Below are 20,285 nucleotides of genomic sequence, written 5' to 3'. Positions count from 1 at the left end.
TTGAACCAAACGCAAACGATTATAACATCCCTTGTCTGCTTTGCAAGTGAATTTTTTCATAAAATTGGACTGGGGGCTAAAGAAAAGAGAATTCCCTCAGTTCAAATTCTCTGCCGTCCTCAATCGGCCCGGATCATTTGCCCGATGATTCGGACTTTTTAGACTCTTTTACCAGGCTTCCTGTGAAACGGTTGATAAAACGAACCTTCTTCCAGAGCCGTTTATTCACCTTCCAGGTAGACTTGGCTTCCATTTTCTTCAAAGTACTGTTATAGTAGTCGGTCTTCTTCTGATTCGAAAGACTGGTCCGATTGGATTCGGTCTTCTCCTGATCTGTCACAGCCTTCATGGAAGCTACATAATAGCCCTTGTTTTTCACATGGATCGCTTTCGTGATCTGTCCGTTCGACAGTCCGTCAACCGCTTCCAAAACCTCATAGGGAAGGCTGTCTCCGCTGGAAGTCGAAGCACTGCCGCTCTTCTTAGCCTTCTTCAGTGCAGCGGCATCGTAACTAAAGCTCTCCGCTGTCCCGCCATTTGCAGTAACTGCCGAATCAAAATCCGATGCAGTTGCAATGGCCTCTGCCGAAGCCTTGGCCTTGGCAATCTCCTCATCCGTAGGCACCTTCGGCTTTCCATCGCTTCCGGTGGTCACCTGATCGGTGAAGTAGACATAACTTATGGTCTTCATATTGGCTTCTTCATCGGAAACCGTGGTATCTGCCTTCGCCTCAATGGCTGTCTGCATTTTCTCTGTATAAAGCTGGTCTTCAAGATAGTGCTCGACATATTCCCGGCTGGCGCCCAGCTGTTTCTTTGCTGCCTTGGAGTTATCCTTCATAAACTCTTTGGCTGTTGCCTTGACCTTCTTCTTTTCGTCTGCCGAAAGCTCGACGCCATAGTCCTTGGCATTCTTGGTGAGAAAGTATGCAGTCTTCATTCCTGTAAGGATCTGCGACTTGGTACTTGTTTCCATCGTGCCGCTTCCGCTCTCTGACGCCTTGGTCCAGAGATCCTTATAATTTGCCTGGGATGATGTCTTATATAAGACATCATACATGGCCTGGGTCATCTTCGCATTAAAATTTGCATAACCGAAAGTGATCTTGTCCTTCCCGTCGTCAATTTTCACCAGTGCCTGATTATCGGTAAAGCTGCAGCCTGTAAGGCTTCCTGCAGCGAGACATCCTGCCAGTAAGAAAGCAGCACCTCTTTTGTTTGAAAACATGTCGGTCTCTCCTTGTTTCTATCTGATAAGATCCCGGTTTAAAGTAATACCTTTGGCCGGGAAATTTGGGCATTCTTTTTGTATTATATATTTTTCTTTGCACTTATTCAACAGATGTCGAGGCCCCGTCCACAGCCAGCTCATATAAGCCGTCCGCAAACTCCCGTAAGAGATCCAGAGGCTGCCGCTTTCGGATCCTCGAATCCATCTGATAATAATAATCGAATTCCGGCCCGTTCTTTCCGGCCATCACAAAACGTACATAGGGCCCAAACTTTTCCTCCACCAGTGGCAGTTTTGCCACATTGAGTTTCGCCTTCTTATAGAGAACGATCCGAAGCATATCCTTGGTCTGCCGCATTTCTGAGATATAGGCCCTTCTCGCATGCGCCCTTAATTTAGCGATCTCGATCAGATTTTCTACCGACCGACCCGGCTCTCCATAACGGTCAATCAATTCATCATAGATTTCCAGCGCATCCTCTTCGGTCCGGATGCTGGCAATTCTCTTATAGATATCCAGTCTCTGTATTTCGTCTGAAATATAGCCCGTCGGGATATAAGCATCCAGATCGATCTCGACCGTTGTATCGAAGTCTTCCTCGACTGCTTCTCCCTTTTCTTTCTTGACTGCCTCATTCAGCATCTTGCAATAGAGGTCATAGCCGACCGCCTCCATGTGGCCATGCTGCTCTTTTCCGAGCATATTTCCGGCTCCGCGAATCTCCAGATCCCGCATGGCGATCTTGAATCCGGATCCCAGGTCCGTAAACTCCCGGATGGCGGACAATCTCTTCTCTGCATCTTCCTTCAGGATCTTATCCTTCTTATAAAGGAAGAAAGCATAGGCTGTCCGGGAACTCCGGCCGACCCGGCCTCTCAGCTGATAGAGCTGGGACAGGCCCATCCGGTCCGCATCACTGATAATAATGGTATTTACATTCGGAATATCCAGACCGATCTCAATGATCGTTGTTGCAACCAGGATATCGATCTCCTGGTTCAGAAAACGGGCCATGATCTCTTCCAGGTCACTCTTATTCATCTGGCCATGGGCATAGGCAACGGTAGCATCCGGCAAAAGTTCCTGGATCCGGGCAGCCACGTCTGCAATATTCCGCACCCGATTCGTAACGAAGTAAACTTGTCCGTCCCTGGATAACTCTCTCGCAATTGCCTCCCGGATCATTTCTTCGTTATATTCAAAGACAAAGGTCTGTATGGGCTGCCGGTCGATCGGTGCTTCTTCCAGGACGCTCATATCCCGAATACCGACCAGACTCATGTGAAGGGTCCTGGGGATCGGCGTCGCAGACAGAGAAAGCACATCGACATTTTTCTTCATCTGCTTGATCTTTTCCTTATGTCGAACGCCGAATCTCTGCTCCTCATCGATGATCAGAAGGCCCAGATCCTTGAATTTAACATCGTTCGAGAGAGCTCTGTGGGTGCCGATCACAATATCAACAAGCCCTTGCTTCAACCGCTTGATGGTCACCTTCTGCTGCGTCTCTGAGCGGAAACGTGACAGTTCTGCGATCGTGACCGGATAGTCTTTCATTCTCTGGACGAAATTATTGTAGATCTGATCACAGAGAATGGTCGTCGGAGCGAGATAGACCACCTGTTTATTTTCCTGGACGGCTTTGAAGGCAGCCCGCATGGCGATCTCCGTTTTCCCGTAGCCGACATCACCGCAAATCAGCCGGTCCATGATCTTCGGGGATTCCATGTCCCGCTTTACATCTTCAATGGCCGAAAGCTGACTATCGGTTTCTTCATAGGGAAAGGATTCCTCAAATTCCTTCTGCCATTCGGTATCCGGCCCGTACTGGTATCCCTTATCCTCCTGACGGACAGCATAGAGATCTACCAGGTCTTTGGCAATGACTCCGACTGCAGACTGCACCTTAGCCTTGGTTTTGGACCATTCCTGACCGCCCAGGGTATTGAGCCTGGGTTTCTTTCCGTCAGCGCCGCCATATTTCTGAATACTGTCAAGCTGGGTTGCCAGGACATAGAGAACAGAGCCTTTGGCATATTCGATTTTAATGTAATCTTTTAAGACCCCATCGACCTCGATCTTCTCGATTCCGCGGTAGATGCCCAGGCCGTGATTCTCATGGACCACATAGTCTCCCGGGGTAAGATCCCGAAAGCCTGAGATGCTTTCCCCTTCGTACTTTTTCTGTTTTTTCTTCCTCTTCTTTCGATGCTGGCCGAAGATATCCGTCTCTGCAATAATGACAAAACCACTGGCAGGAAATTCAAATCCCCGGCTGATCTGTCCATAGGTGACCATCACCTCTCCGGGCTGAATCTCCTTGTCATAGCTGTCTGAATAGAAAGTCCTGACATCATGCTCCATAAGGTCCTGCGCCAGACGCTTGCCACGGGTTCTGGACTGGGTAACCAGAAGGACCCTTTCCTTCCGCTGCCGGTAGATCGCCAATTCCTTTAATAGGAGTTCAAAGCTTCCGTTATAACTTGTCCCCTGCTGCATATCAATGTGATACTGCTCAGCAACCGGTACGATCCTTCCGGCCACATCCAAAGTTGACAGAACAACTCCAGAAAAGGTCTGCAGACGGAAAAGCAGCTGATTGACACTGATCAGAAGTTCCATCTGACCGGGAAGGAGATTTCCCTTCATCAGACGATGTTTCATGGAATCCTGGAATTCTCTTTCGATCTCATCCACATTTTCCCGAAGTCTTCTTCCTTCGTCCAACAGGACCAGACAGTCCTTGGGCAGATAATCCAAAAGGCACCCTGCATTGGGGAAGAAATAGGGGAGATAGGTTTCGATCTCCTGCCGGCTCCAGCCGGATTCGACCCTTTCGATGCCTTCCTCGGTCGTGCGTTTTAACTGATATGCGGCCTCGGTCTGCATTTGCTCCCGAAAATTCTGATAAAGGCGGTCCAGATCCTTTCGCATCTTTTGAAGTCCCTGATTTTGCTCTTTATCGGAAAGGACAAATTCTACCGCAGGCAAAATACGGACCGATTCCAGGTTTTCCGTAGACCGCTGGGAACCGACCTCAAAGAGTTTAATGGAATCCACCTCATCGCCGAAGAGCTCAATTCGAACCGGATGATCCAGATTCAGAGGAAAGACATCGACGATACCGCCACGCACGGAAAACTGACCTTTCTCCTCCACCATGGGAAGGGCTTCGTAGCCATCCCGGATCAAAAACTTTCGAAATTCTTCCAGATCCAATTCATCTTCGAGGGAAATGCTTCGAATGCCCTGCCGGAAGACATCTGCCTCCGGAAGCCGGTTCATAAGTGCCCCGGCACTGGTGACCAGGGTCATCTTCTGTCCGGACAGGATGGCATCCATTGCCGTGACTCTTGGAATAGTCAAAGCATTGCCGCGGACATCCGACTGGAAGAAGAGCAGGTCCTTGCCCGGAAAATAATAGGTCGCCGGGTCAAAGGCCAGCATCTCCTCATAGAGATCTCTGGCTCTCTGTTCATCGCTCGTCACGAGAAGCCGAACCGGAGCATCATAAGAGAGGGCGAAGCTAACCAGGGCCTTCCCGGCGTCTGTCACCCCGGACAACTGCAGATATTCCGGTTTTTTATGTTTTTTCAAGCGGTCCTTCAGTTCTTCTACATCCGAAAGCCCTTGGAAGGGTGTCAAAAAGACATTCATGTCCCTACTCCTGCAATCCATTGTATTTCGTCATCGCATCATCAAAACGGCCGTCCAGAAGGAGTTCCAGGCAGTCGGCAGAGTCCTGAAGGATCCGGTCCAGTTTCTCCCTCTCTTCTACGGGTAAATGCCCCAGTACGTGAGCGACCATATCTCTGCCCGGCATGAGTCTCCCCACGCCCAATCGGACACGGACGAAATCTTCCGTTCCAAGACAGGCAATAATACTCTTTAAACCATTATGTCCGCCGGCCGATCCTTTTTTTCGGATCCGCATACGTCCGACATCCTGCATAACATCATCGCAGAAGACGATCAGATCCTCTGGCGAAAGCTTGTAGTAATCCATCAGGGCCCGAATACTTTCCCCGCTGTTATTCATATAGGTCTGTGGCTTTACCAGAAGGACAGCATGAGCCCCGATCCTTCCCTTCCCGGTCAGAGCTTTTCCTTCCTCCTTCTGCACCGGGATCCCATATTTCTCTGCGATGCAGTCAATGGCGTCGAAGCCTGCATTATGACGGGTCTTCTGATATTGTAAGCCCGGATTTCCCAATCCTGCGATGATCTTCATGTTTTCCTCCTGACATGTCTCAGATGAACAAAATATACTAAAAAGGTCCGCTTTGTGTGATTTTGACCCTCCCCAATGGTTCAACCTAACATCACAACCAACTTCTAAATAATAGCCGCATGCTATCCCAATGGCAACTATCCCGCTATCATAATTTTTCTGATAAAACCTCAAAAACCGGGGACGGCTTCTGCCTTCCCCGGTTTCTTTCACGATTCTTCTTCCCTGTTATTCTTCTTCGAGAATATCCTTCCGATAACGGTCCAGAATCATATTCTGCAGCTTTTCTCTTGTCTCCGACCGAATCGGATGAGCAATGTCCTTATACTCACCGTCCGTTGCTTTGCGGCTTGGCATTGCAATGAAGAGTCCCTTTTCTCCCTCGATCACCTTGATGTCATGAACAACAAACTCATTGTCAATCGTGATAGAGGCAACGGCCTTCATTTTGCCTTCCTTTTCGATCTTTCGTATTCTGATATCCGTAATATTCATATCGGCCCCCTATTATACTTATACTCCGTAGCGGTTCTGTTTCTCCGAAACAACCATAATGCTGTCCTTGCCGACATAGCTTGTATTACTCAGTAAGGTCTCATTACTTTCCACGATACAGTTCTCAACATATACATTATCCCCAATATAGGCTCCGTTCATAATGATGGAATTCTTGATGGTGCAGCCGTTTCCGACAAAAACCTTCTTAAAGAGAACGGAGTTCTCGACCTTGCTGTTAATGATACAGCCACTGGCGATCAGACTGTTTCTCACATCGGCTCCCTCATTATACTTTGCCGGTGCCAGATCCATGGCCTTGGAATAGATCGGTGCTCCTTCCTCAAACATATGCATACGGACATCCCTGTTCAGGAAATCCATGTTTGTCTTATAGTAGGCTTCAATCGTTGAAATATTCCGCCAGTAATCATCCAGCATATAGCCGTAGATCTTCTTCATTCCCAGATAGCGGATCAGGATATCGGTGACAAAATTATATCTTCCTTCCCGGTTCGACTGCTCCAGAAGCTCAATCAAAGCGCGGCGGCGAATGATGTAAATGCCGGTCGATACGATATTGGAATGAGCAACCATTGGCTTCTCTTCAAAATCAGTGATCTGACCATCCATATCCATCTTGACCACACCAAAGCGCTTGATGTCATCCCCTTGCGGACACTTGGCACATACGACTGTGATATTGGCCTGTTTCTGAATGTGATAGTCCAGAACCTTATTGAAATCCATCTTATAGATGCAGTCACCGCTCGAGATAATGACATAGGGCTCATGGCGTTCCTTCAGGAAATCAATATTCTGCCACATTGCATCTGCTGTTCCCCGATACCACCAGCTGTTATTGGTCGTAACCGTCGGTGTGAAAATAAAGAGTCCGCCCTGTTTCCGGCCGAAATTCCACCACTTGGCCGAATTCAGATGTTCATTCAGAGAACGGGCATTGTACTGCGATAGTACAGCCACCGTCTGAACATGCGAATTTGTCATGTTGGAAAGAGTGAAGTCAATACTCCGATAACTGCCTGCCACCGGCATTGCGGCGATTGCCCGCTTATCGGAGAGAGAGCCCATTCGTGTGTTGTTGCCACCTGCCAGAATAATTCCCAATGCCTTCATGCTCATTCACCTGCCTTAATAATATAGCCGCCACTCTCCAGAAGCCCGTTTGGATAGTCGCTTTCCTCTGTTTTGCCATGAATAGCTGTATTCTTCCCGATGGAAACATTGTCCGGGATCACAGAATCATTACCAATGGTCACGAGATCAAATGCATAGACCTTCTGGGACAGTTTGCTCGGAGCATACTCTCCGACGCCCAGTTTTGCATTCTCTCCTACGACTGTGTTCTCAGCAATGATTGCCTTATCAATCACAGCCCCTTTCTTGATATGTACGCCACGCATCAGAATAGAATTCCGGACAATGGCACCTTCTTCAACGATAACGCCCGGTCCGAGAACACTGTTTTCTACAGCACCGTCGATCTGGTCTGCCGCGCCGATAATTGCTCTTTTTACCCTCGCGTTTTCCCCGATATAGTGTGGTTCGATCATGGTCTGTTTGGTATATATTTTCCAGAATTCCTCATAGAGATTGAATTCCGGGATCAGATCGACCAGCTCCATATTGGCTTCCCAATAGGATCCAAGTGTTCCGACATCCTTCCAGTAGCCATTGAATTCGTAGGCGAAGATCCGCATGCCCTCATTATGGCAATAAGGAATGATATGCTTACCGAAATCGCAGTTCGGCTGATCCTTCAGCTTGATCAGGGCTTCCTTCAAAACCGGCCAGCTGAAAATATAGATCCCCATCGAAGCGAGGTTGGACTTGGGATGTTCCGGCTTCTCTTCGAATTCCACGATCTGCTTGTTCTCATCACAGACAACGACGCCGAAGCGGCTGGCCTCTTCGATCGGAACCGGAATTGCCGCAATCGTGACATCCGCCTTGTTCTGCTTATGGAAGTCCAGCATGGCTTCATAATCCATCTTATAGATATGGTCTCCGGAAAGGATCAGGACATAATCCGGATCATAGCTTTCCATGTAATTCAGATTCTGATAGATCGCATTTGCGGTTCCGGAATACCAGTCTGCATTACTGCTTCTCTCATACGGAGGAAGAACGGTTACGCCGCCATTATTACGATCCAGATCCCAAGGAATACCGATTCCGATATGGGAATTCAGTACCAATGGCTGATACTGCGTCAGGACGCCAACCGTATCAATTCCGGAGTTGATACAATTTGAAAGCGGGAAATCGATGATCCTGTACTTTCCGCCAAAAGCAACCGCCGGTTTTGCAACGTTCGATGTCAAAACGCCCAGTCTGGATCCCTGGCCGCCGGCAAGGAGCATTGCTATCATTTCTTTACTGCCCATGTGCTCACCCCGTTTCAATAGATTGAAAACCAACAACTGCCTAGTGGAAAAAAATGTCAATTTGACAGTCGCATTTGTAAACTTGACTAAAGTATAGCATAGTTATTCCCTTACAAACACATAATTTTCACAAATTTCAGGTGAATTTTTCTACACATGTTGCTTCTTTTTTTGTTTTTCCATGGTTTGTATTTTTCCTTTTCTTGCAAAAGGAAAAAAAGCGTAGTATATATAGGAAGAATTTATTCGGTAGATCATGAGATCAGTACGATCCTACAGGTTTAGAGAGCAGGCATTTTTTATGTTTAAAATCAACTTCAATCAGCCACTTCATGTACATTTCATCGGCATCGGCGGTATCAGTATGAGCGGTCTCGCACAGGTCCTTCTGGACCGGCATTTCAAGGTCAGCGGATCTGACCGCACGCCATCGGATCTCACCCGCCATCTGGAGAAGATGGGTGCTAAGATCTCCTATCCTCAGGCAGCTGAAAATGTAGACCCTTCCACCGATGTCTTTGTATATACCGCTGCGATCCATCCGGACAATCCGGAATTTGTCCGGGCAAAGGAAACCGGAAAGCCTATGCTGACCCGGGCCCAGCTTCTCGGCCAGATCATGGAACACTTCAGAAACTCGGTCGCTGTCAGCGGCACACATGGCAAGACCACGACAACTTCCATGATCAGTCAGGTTCTTCTGGAAGCCGAGGCCGATCCGACCATTTCCGTCGGCGCAATTTTCAAGCCCATTCAGTCTAATATCCGGGTCGGATCCTCCGATGTCTTCGTGGCAGAAGCCTGTGAATACACGGACAGTTTTCTCTCTCTTTTCCCGAGATACAGCATCATTTTAAATATTGATGCCGAGCATCTGGACTACTTTAAGACCCTGGAAAACGAGAGAAAGTCCTTCCACAAATTTGTCGGAAATACCGCAAAAGATGGTCTTCTGGTCATTAACGGGGAGATCCCTGATTACAGGGAAATCGTGAAAGATGCGCCCTGTCAGGTGGTGTCTTTCGGATTTTCGGAAGAAGATGACTATCACGCGGAAGAGATCAGCTATAACGAATTCGGATATCCGTCTTTCACACCTGTCGCTTTCGGTCAAAAGCTTGATCCCATCGTTCTCCATGTACCAGGCCGGCATAATGTCGGAAATGCCTTGTCTGCTATCGCAGTTCTTCGGGCAATGGGTATTCCTTATGACAAGATCCAAAGCGGACTGGCAAAATTCTCCGGTGCTGACCGGCGCTTCCAATACAAGGGAAAGCTTTCCAATGGTGCTGTTATTATTGATGACTATGCTCACCATCCAACGGAGATCAAGGCGTCTTTAAATGCCGCCCTGAATTATCCGCACAAACGACTGGTTGTCATTTTCCAGCCTCATACCTATACCCGGACCAAGGCCTTCCTCCCCGACTTCATTCAGGCCCTTTCTCTCGCAGACGTCGTTGTTCTGGCCCCTATCTATGCTGCCAGAGAGCAGGATATCTATGGGGTAAGCTCCGCTGATATCGAGAAAGGATTGAAAAAGCTCGGCAAGGAAGCCTACTATTTCCACTCCTTCCCTGAAATTGAAGACTGGGTGAAAAAAAATTCTATGAACGGCGATCTGTTGATAACAATGGGCGCCGGAAACATCGTAAATGTTGGAGAAGATCTCCTGAAATAAAAGTTATCCACTTTATCCACAATTCTTTGTTGAAGGTTTTCGACAAGAGTTGTGGATTTTTTCTTGTGATTTTTCCGCTATCGTCAAGACTTATCCACAATATGCACTTTTCCCCTTGTGGATACTTCCGTCACCTGCCTTTCTTTGCAGGCCTGTGTCTTTATGGTATAATTTCGGCGATAGATTCTAGGAGGAAGTTCATGTCTGATCTCATTACTTTACACACAGTGTCCGAGAAACAGGTGACCTGTGTTTCCAATACCTTTATTGACCATTATCTCCCGGAAGCGGACGGCGAATATGTGAAGATCTATCTCTATCTGCTTCGCTGTCTTTCCGGCCGCGGTTATTCTTTTTCCATCTCAGGTTTTGCCGATCAGCTCGGCCATACGGAACGGGATATCGTAAAAGCTCTGGATTACTGGCAGGACCGCCATCTCCTTCGTCTGGAATACGATAAGGCAGGGAAACTGGTCGGGATCTGCATGTTGGATCCCGATGATGATCAGCTGGCGTCTCTGACAGTCAATCTGCAGAAAATGCCCGAAGAAAAAACCTCGCCAAAGGACGAGCCGGTTCGAGAAGAGGTTCCTTCCGCTCCGGTCGATATTTCGGAAGACAGAGGAGAAATACCGACCAAGCCGAACTTCTCTCCGGAAGAGCGGCAGACCATCAGCAGAGATGAGGCTTCGAAGGAGCTGATCTATGTTACCGAGCAGTATTTCGAAAAACCTATGAACCAGAACGAATCCGATACCATCCTTTTCTGGCACTGGACACTGGGGCTTTCCATCGAATTGATCGAATTTCTGGTGGAAGAATGCATTGCAGCCGGTCACAAGAGCATCTATTATATGAATAAGGTCGCTTTGAACTGGAAAAAGGAGGGCATTACAACGGAGGCGGAAGCACGTCTGGCATCCGATATCCATTCGAATGCCTATTATGCCATCATGAAGGCCTTCGGCATTCAGGGAAGAAAACTGACACCGAAGGAAGAGGAATTTCTGGCCCGCTGGACCAAGGAATATGCTTTTACGGAAGATCTGATCTTTGAAGCCTGTCAGAGGACTGTGATGCAGACCGGAAAGGCCAGCTTCGAATATGCGGACACCATCCTCTCCAACTGGAACAAGGCACATGTTCATACTTTAAGTGAAGTGAAAAACCAGGACATGAGCCATGCTGCAAGAAGCAGCCGGGCCGGCGGGAAAGGCAGTGGATCCAATATCGCCAGGAAGGAAGCACCTTCTTCTCCTTCTTATGATGATGCGTCTCTCCAGGCCTTGGAAAAGCGTCTTCTACAGTAAAATGCGGATCAAGCAAATCAATATCAGTCCGAAAAGAGCAAAGCTATGTCCCTGACGAATGAACAATATGATTCCCTGATGCGAAACTACGAGGCCCAGCGAGCCATTGATACCGATCGCATGGAGGCACACATTCGGGAAGTCGAAGCGAAAATCCCCCGTATACGGGAAATCCGAAGAGAGATCTCCGATGCGGCTTATGAAGCTGCCAAAATGAGGCTGGAAAACCCATCCTCTGATCATTCTTACGAAGATGCCCTGTCCTCAAGACTGAATGATCTGATCCAGGAGCGATCTACGCTTCTGGAGGGGGCCGGATATCCCAAGGATTACATGGAGATGCAATACCACTGCCCCGACTGTAAGGATACCGGTTTTATCGGAAACGAACGCTGCCACTGCTTTCGTCAGGCTGCAATCGACCTGGTCTACCGCCAGTCTCATATCACAGAAGAACTGGAGAACCAGTCTTTTAATGACTTCACTCTGGATTTCTATTCCGATCAAAAGGATGCAAAGGAAGGCAGGTCTCCAAGAGAAGCTGCCGGCCGGGCCCTGTCTCTGATGAAGGGTTTTTCAAGGGATTTTAAGGTCCTGGGCGGAAATGCCTTGCTTTATGGAGATACCGGGACCGGGAAGACCTTCCTGACCAACTGCTGTGCCAGAAGCCTTCTGGACCAGGGCATTTCGGTCATATATTTTACCGCTTTTCAATTTTTTCAGCTGTTGGAAAAACATGTTTTCGACCATGATCACACAATGGACGAAGATTATGATAATATATTCTCTTGTGATGTATTGATCATTGACGACCTTGGGACAGAAATGCAGAACAAATTTACAACTGCCCAGATGTTTCAGGTCATAAACGAACGTCTCATTCGCAGACATTCCACGATCATCACCACGAATCTTACCCTTGGGGAGCTCCGCGACCGCTACGGCGAGCGCGTTTTATCCAGAATCACAAGCAACTATACTCTGATCAAACTCTTCGGCCAGGACATTCGTCTCCGAAAGAGTCTGGAGAAGAAGTAATGCACAATCTATCTCAGGAGGAAAAATTCATGCCTAATGACAATCAGCTGTCCTGTACTACACCCATCGCACCCTTGGGTGTCATTCCGATGAAAAGCTGCCTGCCCCTCGGCGATGAGGTAAACGAATACCTCGTTTCGTGGAGAGGAAAGCGCGAAAAGGATCGTTTTATTGATGCGGCCAATGCTTCTTACAAGAGACATTCCTGTATCGTCGATGCGGAAGCTCCCCGTTTCGGCTCCGGCGAAGGAAAGGGCATGATCAATCAGTCGATCCGGGGCCTTGACCTCTATCTCTTGACTGATGTCACAAACTGGAACTGCACTTATAAGGTATGCGGTCAGGTCAATCACTATTCACCGGACGACCACTATGCTGAATTGAAGCGAATCATCGCTGCCACCAATGGTAAGGCCAAGCGAATCAATGTCATTATGCCTTTCCTTTATGAAGGACGCCAGCATAAGCGCTCCGGTCGTGAATCCCTGGACTGTGCGCTCATGCTCCAGGAGCTGGTCAGCATGGGTGTTGATAACATCATCACCTTCGATGCTCATGATCCCCGGGTTCAGAATGCCATCCCTCTGCATGGTTTCGAATCCGTTCCGGCTTATTATCAATTCATCAAGAATATTCTACGAAATGAGAATGATCTGAAGCTGGATAATGATCATCTCATGATCGTAAGCCCCGATGAGGGTGCTACCCAGAGAGCTGTCTATCTCGCTTCTGTTTTGGGCGTTGACATGGGTATGTTCTATAAGAGAAGAGACTACTCCCGCGTTGTCGATGGACGGAATCCGATTGTTGCTCATGAATTCCTGGGTTCTGATGTCGAGGGAAAGGATGTGATTGTCATCGATGATATGATCTCCTCCGGCGAATCCATGATCGATGTAGCTCATGAATTAAAGAAGAGAAAGGCCGGCAGGATCTTCGTTGTCGCAACCTTCGGACTCTTTACCAACGGACTTTCCTCTTTCGATAAAGCAGTGGAGGACGGTACGATCTATCGAGTTGTCACAACCAATCTGACCTATCAGACTCCGGAGCTTCTGTCCCGCGATTACTATATCAGCTGTGATATGTCCAAGTACATTGCCTACATCATCGATACCTTAAATCACAATGCTTCGATGTCCGGCCTCTTAGACCCCTATGATAGAATTAACCATGTGGTAACCAAGTATAACGAGAGGACCAAGGGCAGGAAATCATAATCACGTAAAATAAGACCGTAGGTAAAATAAGGGGCTGTGAAAAAATGAGATCATCATTTTTTCACAGCCCCTTTGTCTTCACTCCGAGACCGGAGAAGAATTCTTCTCCGGTCTCTTTTTTTCTCTTTTTCTTCCTCTTCCCTGTTTCTTACTTCACATAGGCAATATAGACCGATCCGGCCTGGGAGATATCCCCTTCTGCTGCCTCCAGCGACATACTCTCATAATTCCCGCTCTCCGGATGGAAGATCGATACATTCGAGGAACTGTATCCGGCCAGAAGCGCCGGCCCGGACTTCATCTTCACATAGACCGGGGTGCCGTTCCCCACATAATACAGAGCCTGGCTCAAATTGATGCCTGTCAGATCCAGACAGACTGCAGGCTCCAGGTTCGCCTGCAGGATCTGCAAAGCCGAATTTCCTCCTGCCAGAAGACTTTCCGTATCTGCATTCTTCCCTTCAAACTGCAGAATCGCTGCCAGGCAATCGCTTTCCTGGTTCTGGTTCTGATTCTGGTTTCCGGTCTGCAGGGTCAGACTGCTCCGATAAGACTTCTTTCCACGCTTCCAGATGTAACGGGCAGAGTTATCCACAACAATCCCCATCTCACTGTCCGCTTTCTGAATCGCTGCAACCGGATCACTTCCGGAATCAACCACATTTCCACCAACATAGACATAGTACTGCTGTTCGGAACGACTCGCCTTGACAGAAATCGTTCGACCCCTGTCTGCTTCCACAAAGCCTGCCCGGATGAAGTGGAAAGACTTTGCAGGATCTTTTAGTTCTGCCATCTGCAGAACCAGCGTATATCCGCCGCTGCCTCCCGCATTCGTAATCAGACTGACAGACTGGTTCCTCTCTCCTGCATTGTCCTTAATGGTATCCTGGCCCTGCGAAAGCAGGCTTCCATCCGATCCACGTGTGGCCATGCTGAGGTAAAGCGTATAAGAATCTTCACTGACATCCGTAATGAAACTGCCATCTTTCGAATATTGTTTTAAAGTCTCTGCCCGATTGCCCTTTATTTGTGCAATCGTGATCTGATACATAGGATAAGGACTGCCGGCAGAATCCGGGGGGAGATCTGCCTTTCTCACACTGCCATAAACGAAATCATTATCAATATAAGCCAGAGGGCGAAGAAGTTCATCAGTGCCCGCCTTGATATCAAAACGCTCTCCCGTCTCCAGGTCGATCACATGGATGCGCTCCGACGGCTGGTCCTTGTCCGTCCAGGACAGATACCGCCCGGTCTTTGATGCAGCATACTGACTGGTCTTCATTTGTGTCAGCTTTTCAGACGTCTCCAGTGTATTCAGATCAATTTTCAGAAGAGTGCCATCGACCATGACATAGAAGTTATTTTCATTGGACTTATAGAGGAGATCCGAGAAACTCGCCTTCAAGATCTGATAGGACTTACTGGACTGGATGAAGGCTTGTTCCTTCGTGTTTTGTGTCCGGCTGCTGTAGTGATAGAGACCGATGCCGCATCTGCCCTCGTGAGGGCCTGCATTCATATAGCCATAGACAACAAAGTCAAGTGTCCCCGTCTCGTCCATATTTAAGAGCTTGATGGCGTGGGCCTGGTGATTCAGCCGACTGTCGCCGAGATTTCCTCTGCGGAAAGAGAATACCTGGATCAAGTCTCCGGTATTCTCATTGAATTCATAGAGCTCCCCGTCCATTTCGAAGGCGGTTACCGTTCCGACTGCATTGGAAATATAGTTCAGATTTCGATCAGCAAGCCCCAGTTTCAAGAGGCCTTCCTCCGAAAATTGAATCCTTGCCGCATCAAAGATCTGGTTCATGCTTCTCTGGTAGTCCAGGAGATACATTTGCCCGGAAAGGTAACGGATCTTAAAATACTCCTTGACATTAAAGTAGGTCTTTTCCCCGCTCTGGTCCTTTCCTGTCATCCGATAAGTCATTTCCATGGCAGAATAGTCAGATGTCACCTCCGTAAGTTCCATCTTAGGGCTCCCGGACAGGCTTCCATCAAAAGATTTCCAGGCTACCTGGTCTGCCGTCGAATGAATGTCCACCTTCTGAAGGTTCGAAGAATCATTGTTCTGGCCATCTGTTTCGAGATATGCCTCTACTCCTTCACCATCCTTATTCAGTGCCATGGTATGGAAAGAATGGGCGAAATCCATACACTCTGCCACATGACTGTTTGTTTCCTGAACGATCCGGCAATAATAGCGAACCTTCCCCTGATCGGTCCAAAGTGTCAGGACCAGGAGATATTCCTTATTTTCTTCAATCAGATTTGCAATCTGAAGACTCGTTTGGATCTGGTTTTTCTTTGTCGCAAATTTTACCTGATCCTCATCCGCGATCTTCTTCTCGGTATCCAGAGAACGAACCTCATAGGATATTTTTTGGATCTCTCTTCCATAGGTTTTAACCTTGAGATTCAGTTTCCGATCGTCCTCCAGGGGTGCGACTGCATTTCTCATATAGAGCGCATCCATATCCCCGGTGTAGCCGAAGAGCTCATCGATTTCCTGGCCATGATAATTCACCATGATCACAGGCAGTGTCGGGCTCTTCACCTCCGATGCCGAGTGGTCCCGGCTCCGGTTCAGCCAAAGGAAAAAAACAAGGAATGCCGCAAGAAAAACCAGAACAAGACGCAGGATCTTCTGTTTTGTTTTCTTATTCAATCCTTTTTCTCTAAATGAAAGTTCCAAAGCAGATATATTCCTTTCTAGAAAGGGAGTCCGGCAGGAATCCGGCCAGACAATGAACGCTTATAACAGATTCGGAAGCATTAAGCCCACCGTTAGAAAGAGCATGCCAAGAACAGCCCGTCCCGTCAATTTCTCCCGTAAAAGTGCCGCTGCCGTAAGAATCGCTATGGGAAGAGCCAGTCCATGCAGCGTATAGACAATTCCCTGACCGCCACTCTGACTTTGCCTTAAGAAGACAACTGCCAGGCCGGACAGAAGGCCGCCCGCTGCCATAAAGAATCCCTGGTATACAGTTACTCTCTTAAGCTCCGCTCCCCCTCTCTGTATCAAGAGAAGGATCCAGCTTAAAATAGAAGAAAAGAAACTAAGGAAGGCAAGCTGAAAATCCCCATCCAGGCCCAGACCGAAGAAACGGTTCAGAACCTGTCCCAAAAGATTGAATCCCAGGGAAAGGATCGAAAAAAGGATCCATGATTTTTCCGACTTCCCTTCTCCCCCGATCAGGAGTAATATCAAACCGATCAGGGCAATTCCCAGAGCATACCAATTCTTAACTGCCATTGTCTCCTGAAACAGAAAATAGAAAAGGATGGGAAGAAGAAGCGTTCGAAGCGAAAAGAGAGAAAGGCTCCGGCTCAGCCCGGCTTTCTGCAAGGAAAGGAAGAAGAAGGCTGTAGAGAGAAAGAATACGGTAGCAATAAGGATCAATAGCAGCCAGCTCTTCATCGTTCTTCCCCGAAAGGCCGTAAAAAAGCCAAAAGCCTTCCCCGGATAAAAAACCAGAAGCAGAATCGTCTGTACCGTTACTGCCGAAGCCATACTGACCCATACTTTTGTCCGCTTCAGGGAGGCTTTCAGGAAAACCGGCGCCAACCCGAAAAAGAGAGCCGACAAAAGAGCCAGATAGACCCAGTTAATTGTGAGATGATACCAGTTCATAGAAGATTTATCCCTCCTCTTCGGGTTTACATCATTTTTTTATCATGCTATAATCTCGTAACTGAAAAAATATTATATCTTACTATAAATAGAACTTCAAATATGAGGCCATAGACTTCCAATGAAAAAATTCCGTAATTTTGCAGCGAACCACGACTTTCTGATCATGATCCCATGGTCTATGTTTCTGGATATCATTCTCGAATGGCTGTCCCGCCATTCCCTGATCGAAGCCCTGAAATTTGTCGGCCTGCATCCGATTCCATTTCTCTATAATTCCTTCATTATTTTTGTCGTTTATTCGATTGCCATCCTGTTTCAGAGGCGTACCTTTATCCGGAGAATTGTCACCGGACTTCTTGTTACACTTGGCATTATAAACTGCGTCCTGCTCTTAAACCGAGTCTCCCCTTTCGGATTTTCCGATCTCTCCATGATCGGAGACCTCTTTACAATGAAGGACTCCAAGTATTTCTCCGCCTGGGAGGCCATTCTGGCCATTGCCGGTCTTTTGGTTTTCGCTTTCTTCCTGGTCCGTCTCTTCTTTAAAGGAAAGAAGATCAAAAGCCGTTCACCCTTCTGGCTTCGTTTGATCGTGGTGATTGCCCTCTGGGTCTCCCTGCCCTTATCCGGCAAGTTCTTACAGTCAAACGGACTGATCGATTCCTATTTTGGAAATTTGGCCCAGGGATATCTCGACAACGGTTATATCTACGGTTTCTCCACTTCCATGACCGACCGTGGCATGAGGCGCCCTCTAGGCTACTCCAACCGGGCCGTTCAACAGGTTCTAAGTGATAGGGACGAGGAGCCAACGACCATTACCGGACAGACAGACCCGGAATCGTCCAGTAAAAAAACCGGTCCTAATGTCATCGTGGTTCTCCTGGAATCCTTTTTCGATCCGACGGAGGTCAATTATCTCTCTTTCTCCGAGGATCCGATTCCCTTTATACATTCTCTGCAAAAGAATTATACGACCGGACATCTGACCGTTCCTGTTGTCGGTGCCGGGACCAGTAATACCGAATTTGAAATGCTGACCGGTATGTCGGTTTCCTTCTTTGGCCCGGGAGAGATCCCTCAGAAAACAGTTTTAAAGAACCGCAGTGTGGAAAGCTATGCTGATGATATGAAAATGCAGGGCTACAGCACCCATGTGGTTCATAATAATGGAGGAAACTTCTACAGCAGAGCCAATGCCTTCTCCCGCATGGGCTTTGATAGCTTTACCGCCAAAGAAAATCTCGATATCACAGAATATACTCCCCTCGGCTCCTGGCCAACCGATGACATTCTGATCGGTGCGACAAAAGATGCCCTGGATTCCACAGAAAACAGGGACTTCATCTATACGATCACTGTTTCCACCCACGGAAATTACCCGGGTTATAAAGTCATTGACGATCCTGCCATCAAGGTAACTGCCAAAGGCAAGGATGAAAGTCTTCGCTATAAATGGGAATATTACGTCAATCAGGTCCATGCAATGGATACCTGGATCAAGAACTATGTAGACATGTTAAACCAGAGAGGCGAGCCCACATTGCTTGTGATGTTTGGCGACCATCTGCCGACCATGGGACTTACCGCAGGCGATATGAAGGAAAAAAATATCTTTAAGACCTGCTATGTTACCTGGAATAATTTCGGACTGGAAAAAGCCGACAAGGATCTGACTTCTTATCAGCTGGTCGCTGACCAGCTTGGACGGATCGGTATGCACAGCGGAACCATGCTGCAATTTAACCAGGAGATGATCAAGGAAAATATTACTCCCGGCTCTCTTGACTATACAAACCGTCTGAATATGCTCCAATACGACCTGCTCTACGGCAAGCGCTATGCCTATCAGGGAGTCAACCTCTATCCTTCCTCTGACCTCGTCATGGGAATCAAGGATATTACGGTGAACCAGGCCTATAGTTTCAATGGAAAGGTCCATATCTATGGAAGTAATTTCACCAAATGGTGCAAAGTCTATGTGAACGGGGAACAGGTGGACACGAATTATATTTCCGGTGAATGTCTCACCATCAATGACTCTGATATTAAGGATCAGGATACGATTGTCGTAAGCCAGGTCGGATCCAACAGTACCGTCTTCCGCAGCTCCAATAAGTTCACCTATTCCAAGACGGAAGCGACAGATCAAAACCAGGAGGAAAACAAGGCCAAGGATCCGACTGACAACAATACCTCGATCGAGTCCGAAAATTCTGATATTATCGCGCCTCTGACTCCGGAAAACAAAGCGAACACCCAATAAATGTCCCATCTGCATCTTTCTGACAAAACTGGCTGTTATTTCTTTTGATTTAACTTTTAAAACTGCTTTTTCTGTTTTATAATATGAGACAAATCTTTTTTTGATCTACTTTCTATGCCTGCGCTGCGTAGACAATTTGATGTAAGGAGGTACCGTAATGGGCGAAAAACATATGGACATGCGCGTAAAAAGGACTTTAAAATCTGTTCAGGAAGCTTTTTATGGTCTGGCTCAGGAAATGAGCCTGGATCAAATTACCATTACGAACCTGACACAAAGAGCAAGTATCAATCGGAAGACCTTTTATCTCCACTATAAGTCCATGGATGATCTCCTGGAGACTGTCAGCGAGGAATCCTATAACAACATTATGGAGGCCCTGAAACCGAACATTATCGCCGGGAATGTAGAAAGCTGCATCCGGACATTCTTTCAATATCTGAATAACTGTACCGGTATCCAGCGCATTCTTCTCTGCGATCCAAAGAATCAGGCCTTCTATCAGCAGGTGATTGGTCGGGTCCTCCATTCTGACATCTTCCAGACCCTCTATCAGAAGACGCCTTTTCCCAGCCTGACGGAATCCTATATGACCAGCATAGCAGCCATTTACCAGACATGGTTGATTGAGAAACCGATCAATATCGAGGAATTGATCCAGTATACAACTGCCCTCATCAATGGAGGTTTCAAGGCAGCTGAGCACATGGAGCTTCCTGAGCCGACACATTGAATTCTCTACTGTGATAACGAATCTCAAT

At 47.6% G+C, this 20,285-nt stretch carries 14 protein-coding genes; 6 read left to right on the top strand and 8 right to left on the bottom strand.

Annotated elements, in window-relative coordinates; genetic code table 11:
* Positions 1 to 133: 133 nt before the first annotated feature.
* From ACKX2L_RS09890 to ACKX2L_RS09865, 6 genes are all read right to left on the bottom strand, one after another.
* A complete protein-coding gene (locus tag ACKX2L_RS09890; protein WP_497550356.1) occupies positions 134 to 1,228 on the bottom strand; it encodes a hypothetical protein in 1,095 nt (364 codons plus the stop codon).
* 103 nt (positions 1,229 to 1,331) lie between these two features.
* A complete protein-coding gene (mfd, locus tag ACKX2L_RS09885; protein ID WP_497550357.1) occupies positions 1,332 to 4,889 on the bottom strand; it encodes a transcription-repair coupling factor in 3,558 nt (1,185 codons plus the stop codon).
* A 4-nt stretch (positions 4,890 to 4,893) separates the two neighbouring features.
* A complete protein-coding gene (pth, locus tag ACKX2L_RS09880; RefSeq protein ID WP_497550358.1) occupies positions 4,894 to 5,463 on the bottom strand; it encodes an aminoacyl-tRNA hydrolase in 570 nt (189 codons plus the stop codon).
* A 228-nt stretch (positions 5,464 to 5,691) separates the two neighbouring features.
* A complete protein-coding gene (spoVG, locus tag ACKX2L_RS09875) occupies positions 5,692 to 5,958 on the bottom strand; it encodes a septation regulator SpoVG (protein WP_497550359.1) in 267 nt (88 codons plus the stop codon).
* A gap of 18 nt (positions 5,959 to 5,976) precedes the next feature.
* Positions 5,977 to 7,095: a glucose-1-phosphate adenylyltransferase subunit GlgD gene (glgD, locus tag ACKX2L_RS09870; RefSeq protein WP_497550360.1), complete on the bottom strand. Its 1,119-nt coding sequence runs from the start codon at positions 7,093 to 7,095 to the stop codon at positions 5,977 to 5,979.
* A 2-nt stretch (positions 7,096 to 7,097) separates the two neighbouring features.
* On the bottom strand, positions 7,098 to 8,366 hold the full coding sequence (locus tag ACKX2L_RS09865) for a glucose-1-phosphate adenylyltransferase (protein WP_497550361.1): 1,269 nt from the start codon (positions 8,364 to 8,366) through the stop codon (positions 7,098 to 7,100).
* 301 nt (positions 8,367 to 8,667) lie between these two features.
* On the opposite strand from ACKX2L_RS09865, the gene murC reads away from it, so the two are divergent.
* The 4 genes from murC to ACKX2L_RS09845 all read left to right on the top strand — a co-directional run bounded on the left by murC (position 8,668) and on the right by ACKX2L_RS09845 (position 13,615).
* Positions 8,668 to 10,047, top strand: a complete 1,380-nt coding sequence (gene murC, locus ACKX2L_RS09860) for a UDP-N-acetylmuramate--L-alanine ligase (RefSeq protein ID WP_497550362.1) — start codon at positions 8,668 to 8,670, stop codon at positions 10,045 to 10,047.
* A gap of 200 nt (positions 10,048 to 10,247) precedes the next feature.
* Positions 10,248 to 11,357, top strand: coding sequence for a DnaD domain protein (locus ACKX2L_RS09855; RefSeq protein WP_497550363.1), 1,110 nt, complete (start codon positions 10,248 to 10,250; stop codon positions 11,355 to 11,357).
* 45 nt (positions 11,358 to 11,402) lie between these two features.
* On the top strand, positions 11,403 to 12,395 hold the full coding sequence (locus ACKX2L_RS09850) for an ATP-binding protein (protein ID WP_497550364.1): 993 nt from the start codon (positions 11,403 to 11,405) through the stop codon (positions 12,393 to 12,395).
* A gap of 29 nt (positions 12,396 to 12,424) precedes the next feature.
* Entirely contained in the window at positions 12,425 to 13,615 is a 1,191-nt protein-coding gene (locus ACKX2L_RS09845; protein WP_497550365.1) for a ribose-phosphate pyrophosphokinase, read from the top strand.
* 148 nt (positions 13,616 to 13,763) lie between these two features.
* Here the strand turns inward: ACKX2L_RS09845 and ACKX2L_RS09840 are convergent, their stop codons facing one another.
* Positions 13,764 to 16,289 (bottom strand): hypothetical protein, encoded by a 2,526-nt coding sequence (locus ACKX2L_RS09840; RefSeq protein ID WP_497550366.1) that lies wholly within the window; start codon positions 16,287 to 16,289, stop codon positions 13,764 to 13,766.
* 87 nt (positions 16,290 to 16,376) lie between these two features.
* A complete protein-coding gene (locus tag ACKX2L_RS09835) occupies positions 16,377 to 17,255 on the bottom strand; it encodes an EamA family transporter (RefSeq protein WP_497550367.1) in 879 nt (292 codons plus the stop codon).
* Between the two features lie 121 nt (positions 17,256 to 17,376).
* Here ACKX2L_RS09835 and ACKX2L_RS09830 point away from each other — a divergent pair, with 121 nt between their 5' ends.
* Positions 17,377 to 19,524, top strand: a complete 2,148-nt coding sequence (locus ACKX2L_RS09830; protein ID WP_497550368.1) for an LTA synthase family protein — start codon at positions 17,377 to 17,379, stop codon at positions 19,522 to 19,524.
* A 157-nt stretch (positions 19,525 to 19,681) separates the two neighbouring features.
* Positions 19,682 to 20,257, top strand: a complete 576-nt coding sequence (locus ACKX2L_RS09825; protein ID WP_497553169.1) for a TetR/AcrR family transcriptional regulator — start codon at positions 19,682 to 19,684, stop codon at positions 20,255 to 20,257.
* Positions 20,258 to 20,285 lie beyond the last annotated feature (28 nt).

The organism is Porcibacter vitabionis (genome assembly GCF_046263795.1).
Classification (GTDB): domain Bacteria; phylum Bacillota; class Clostridia; order Lachnospirales; family Lachnospiraceae; genus Lachnocurva.
This window is presented reverse-complemented; position numbering and strand designations above follow the sequence as displayed.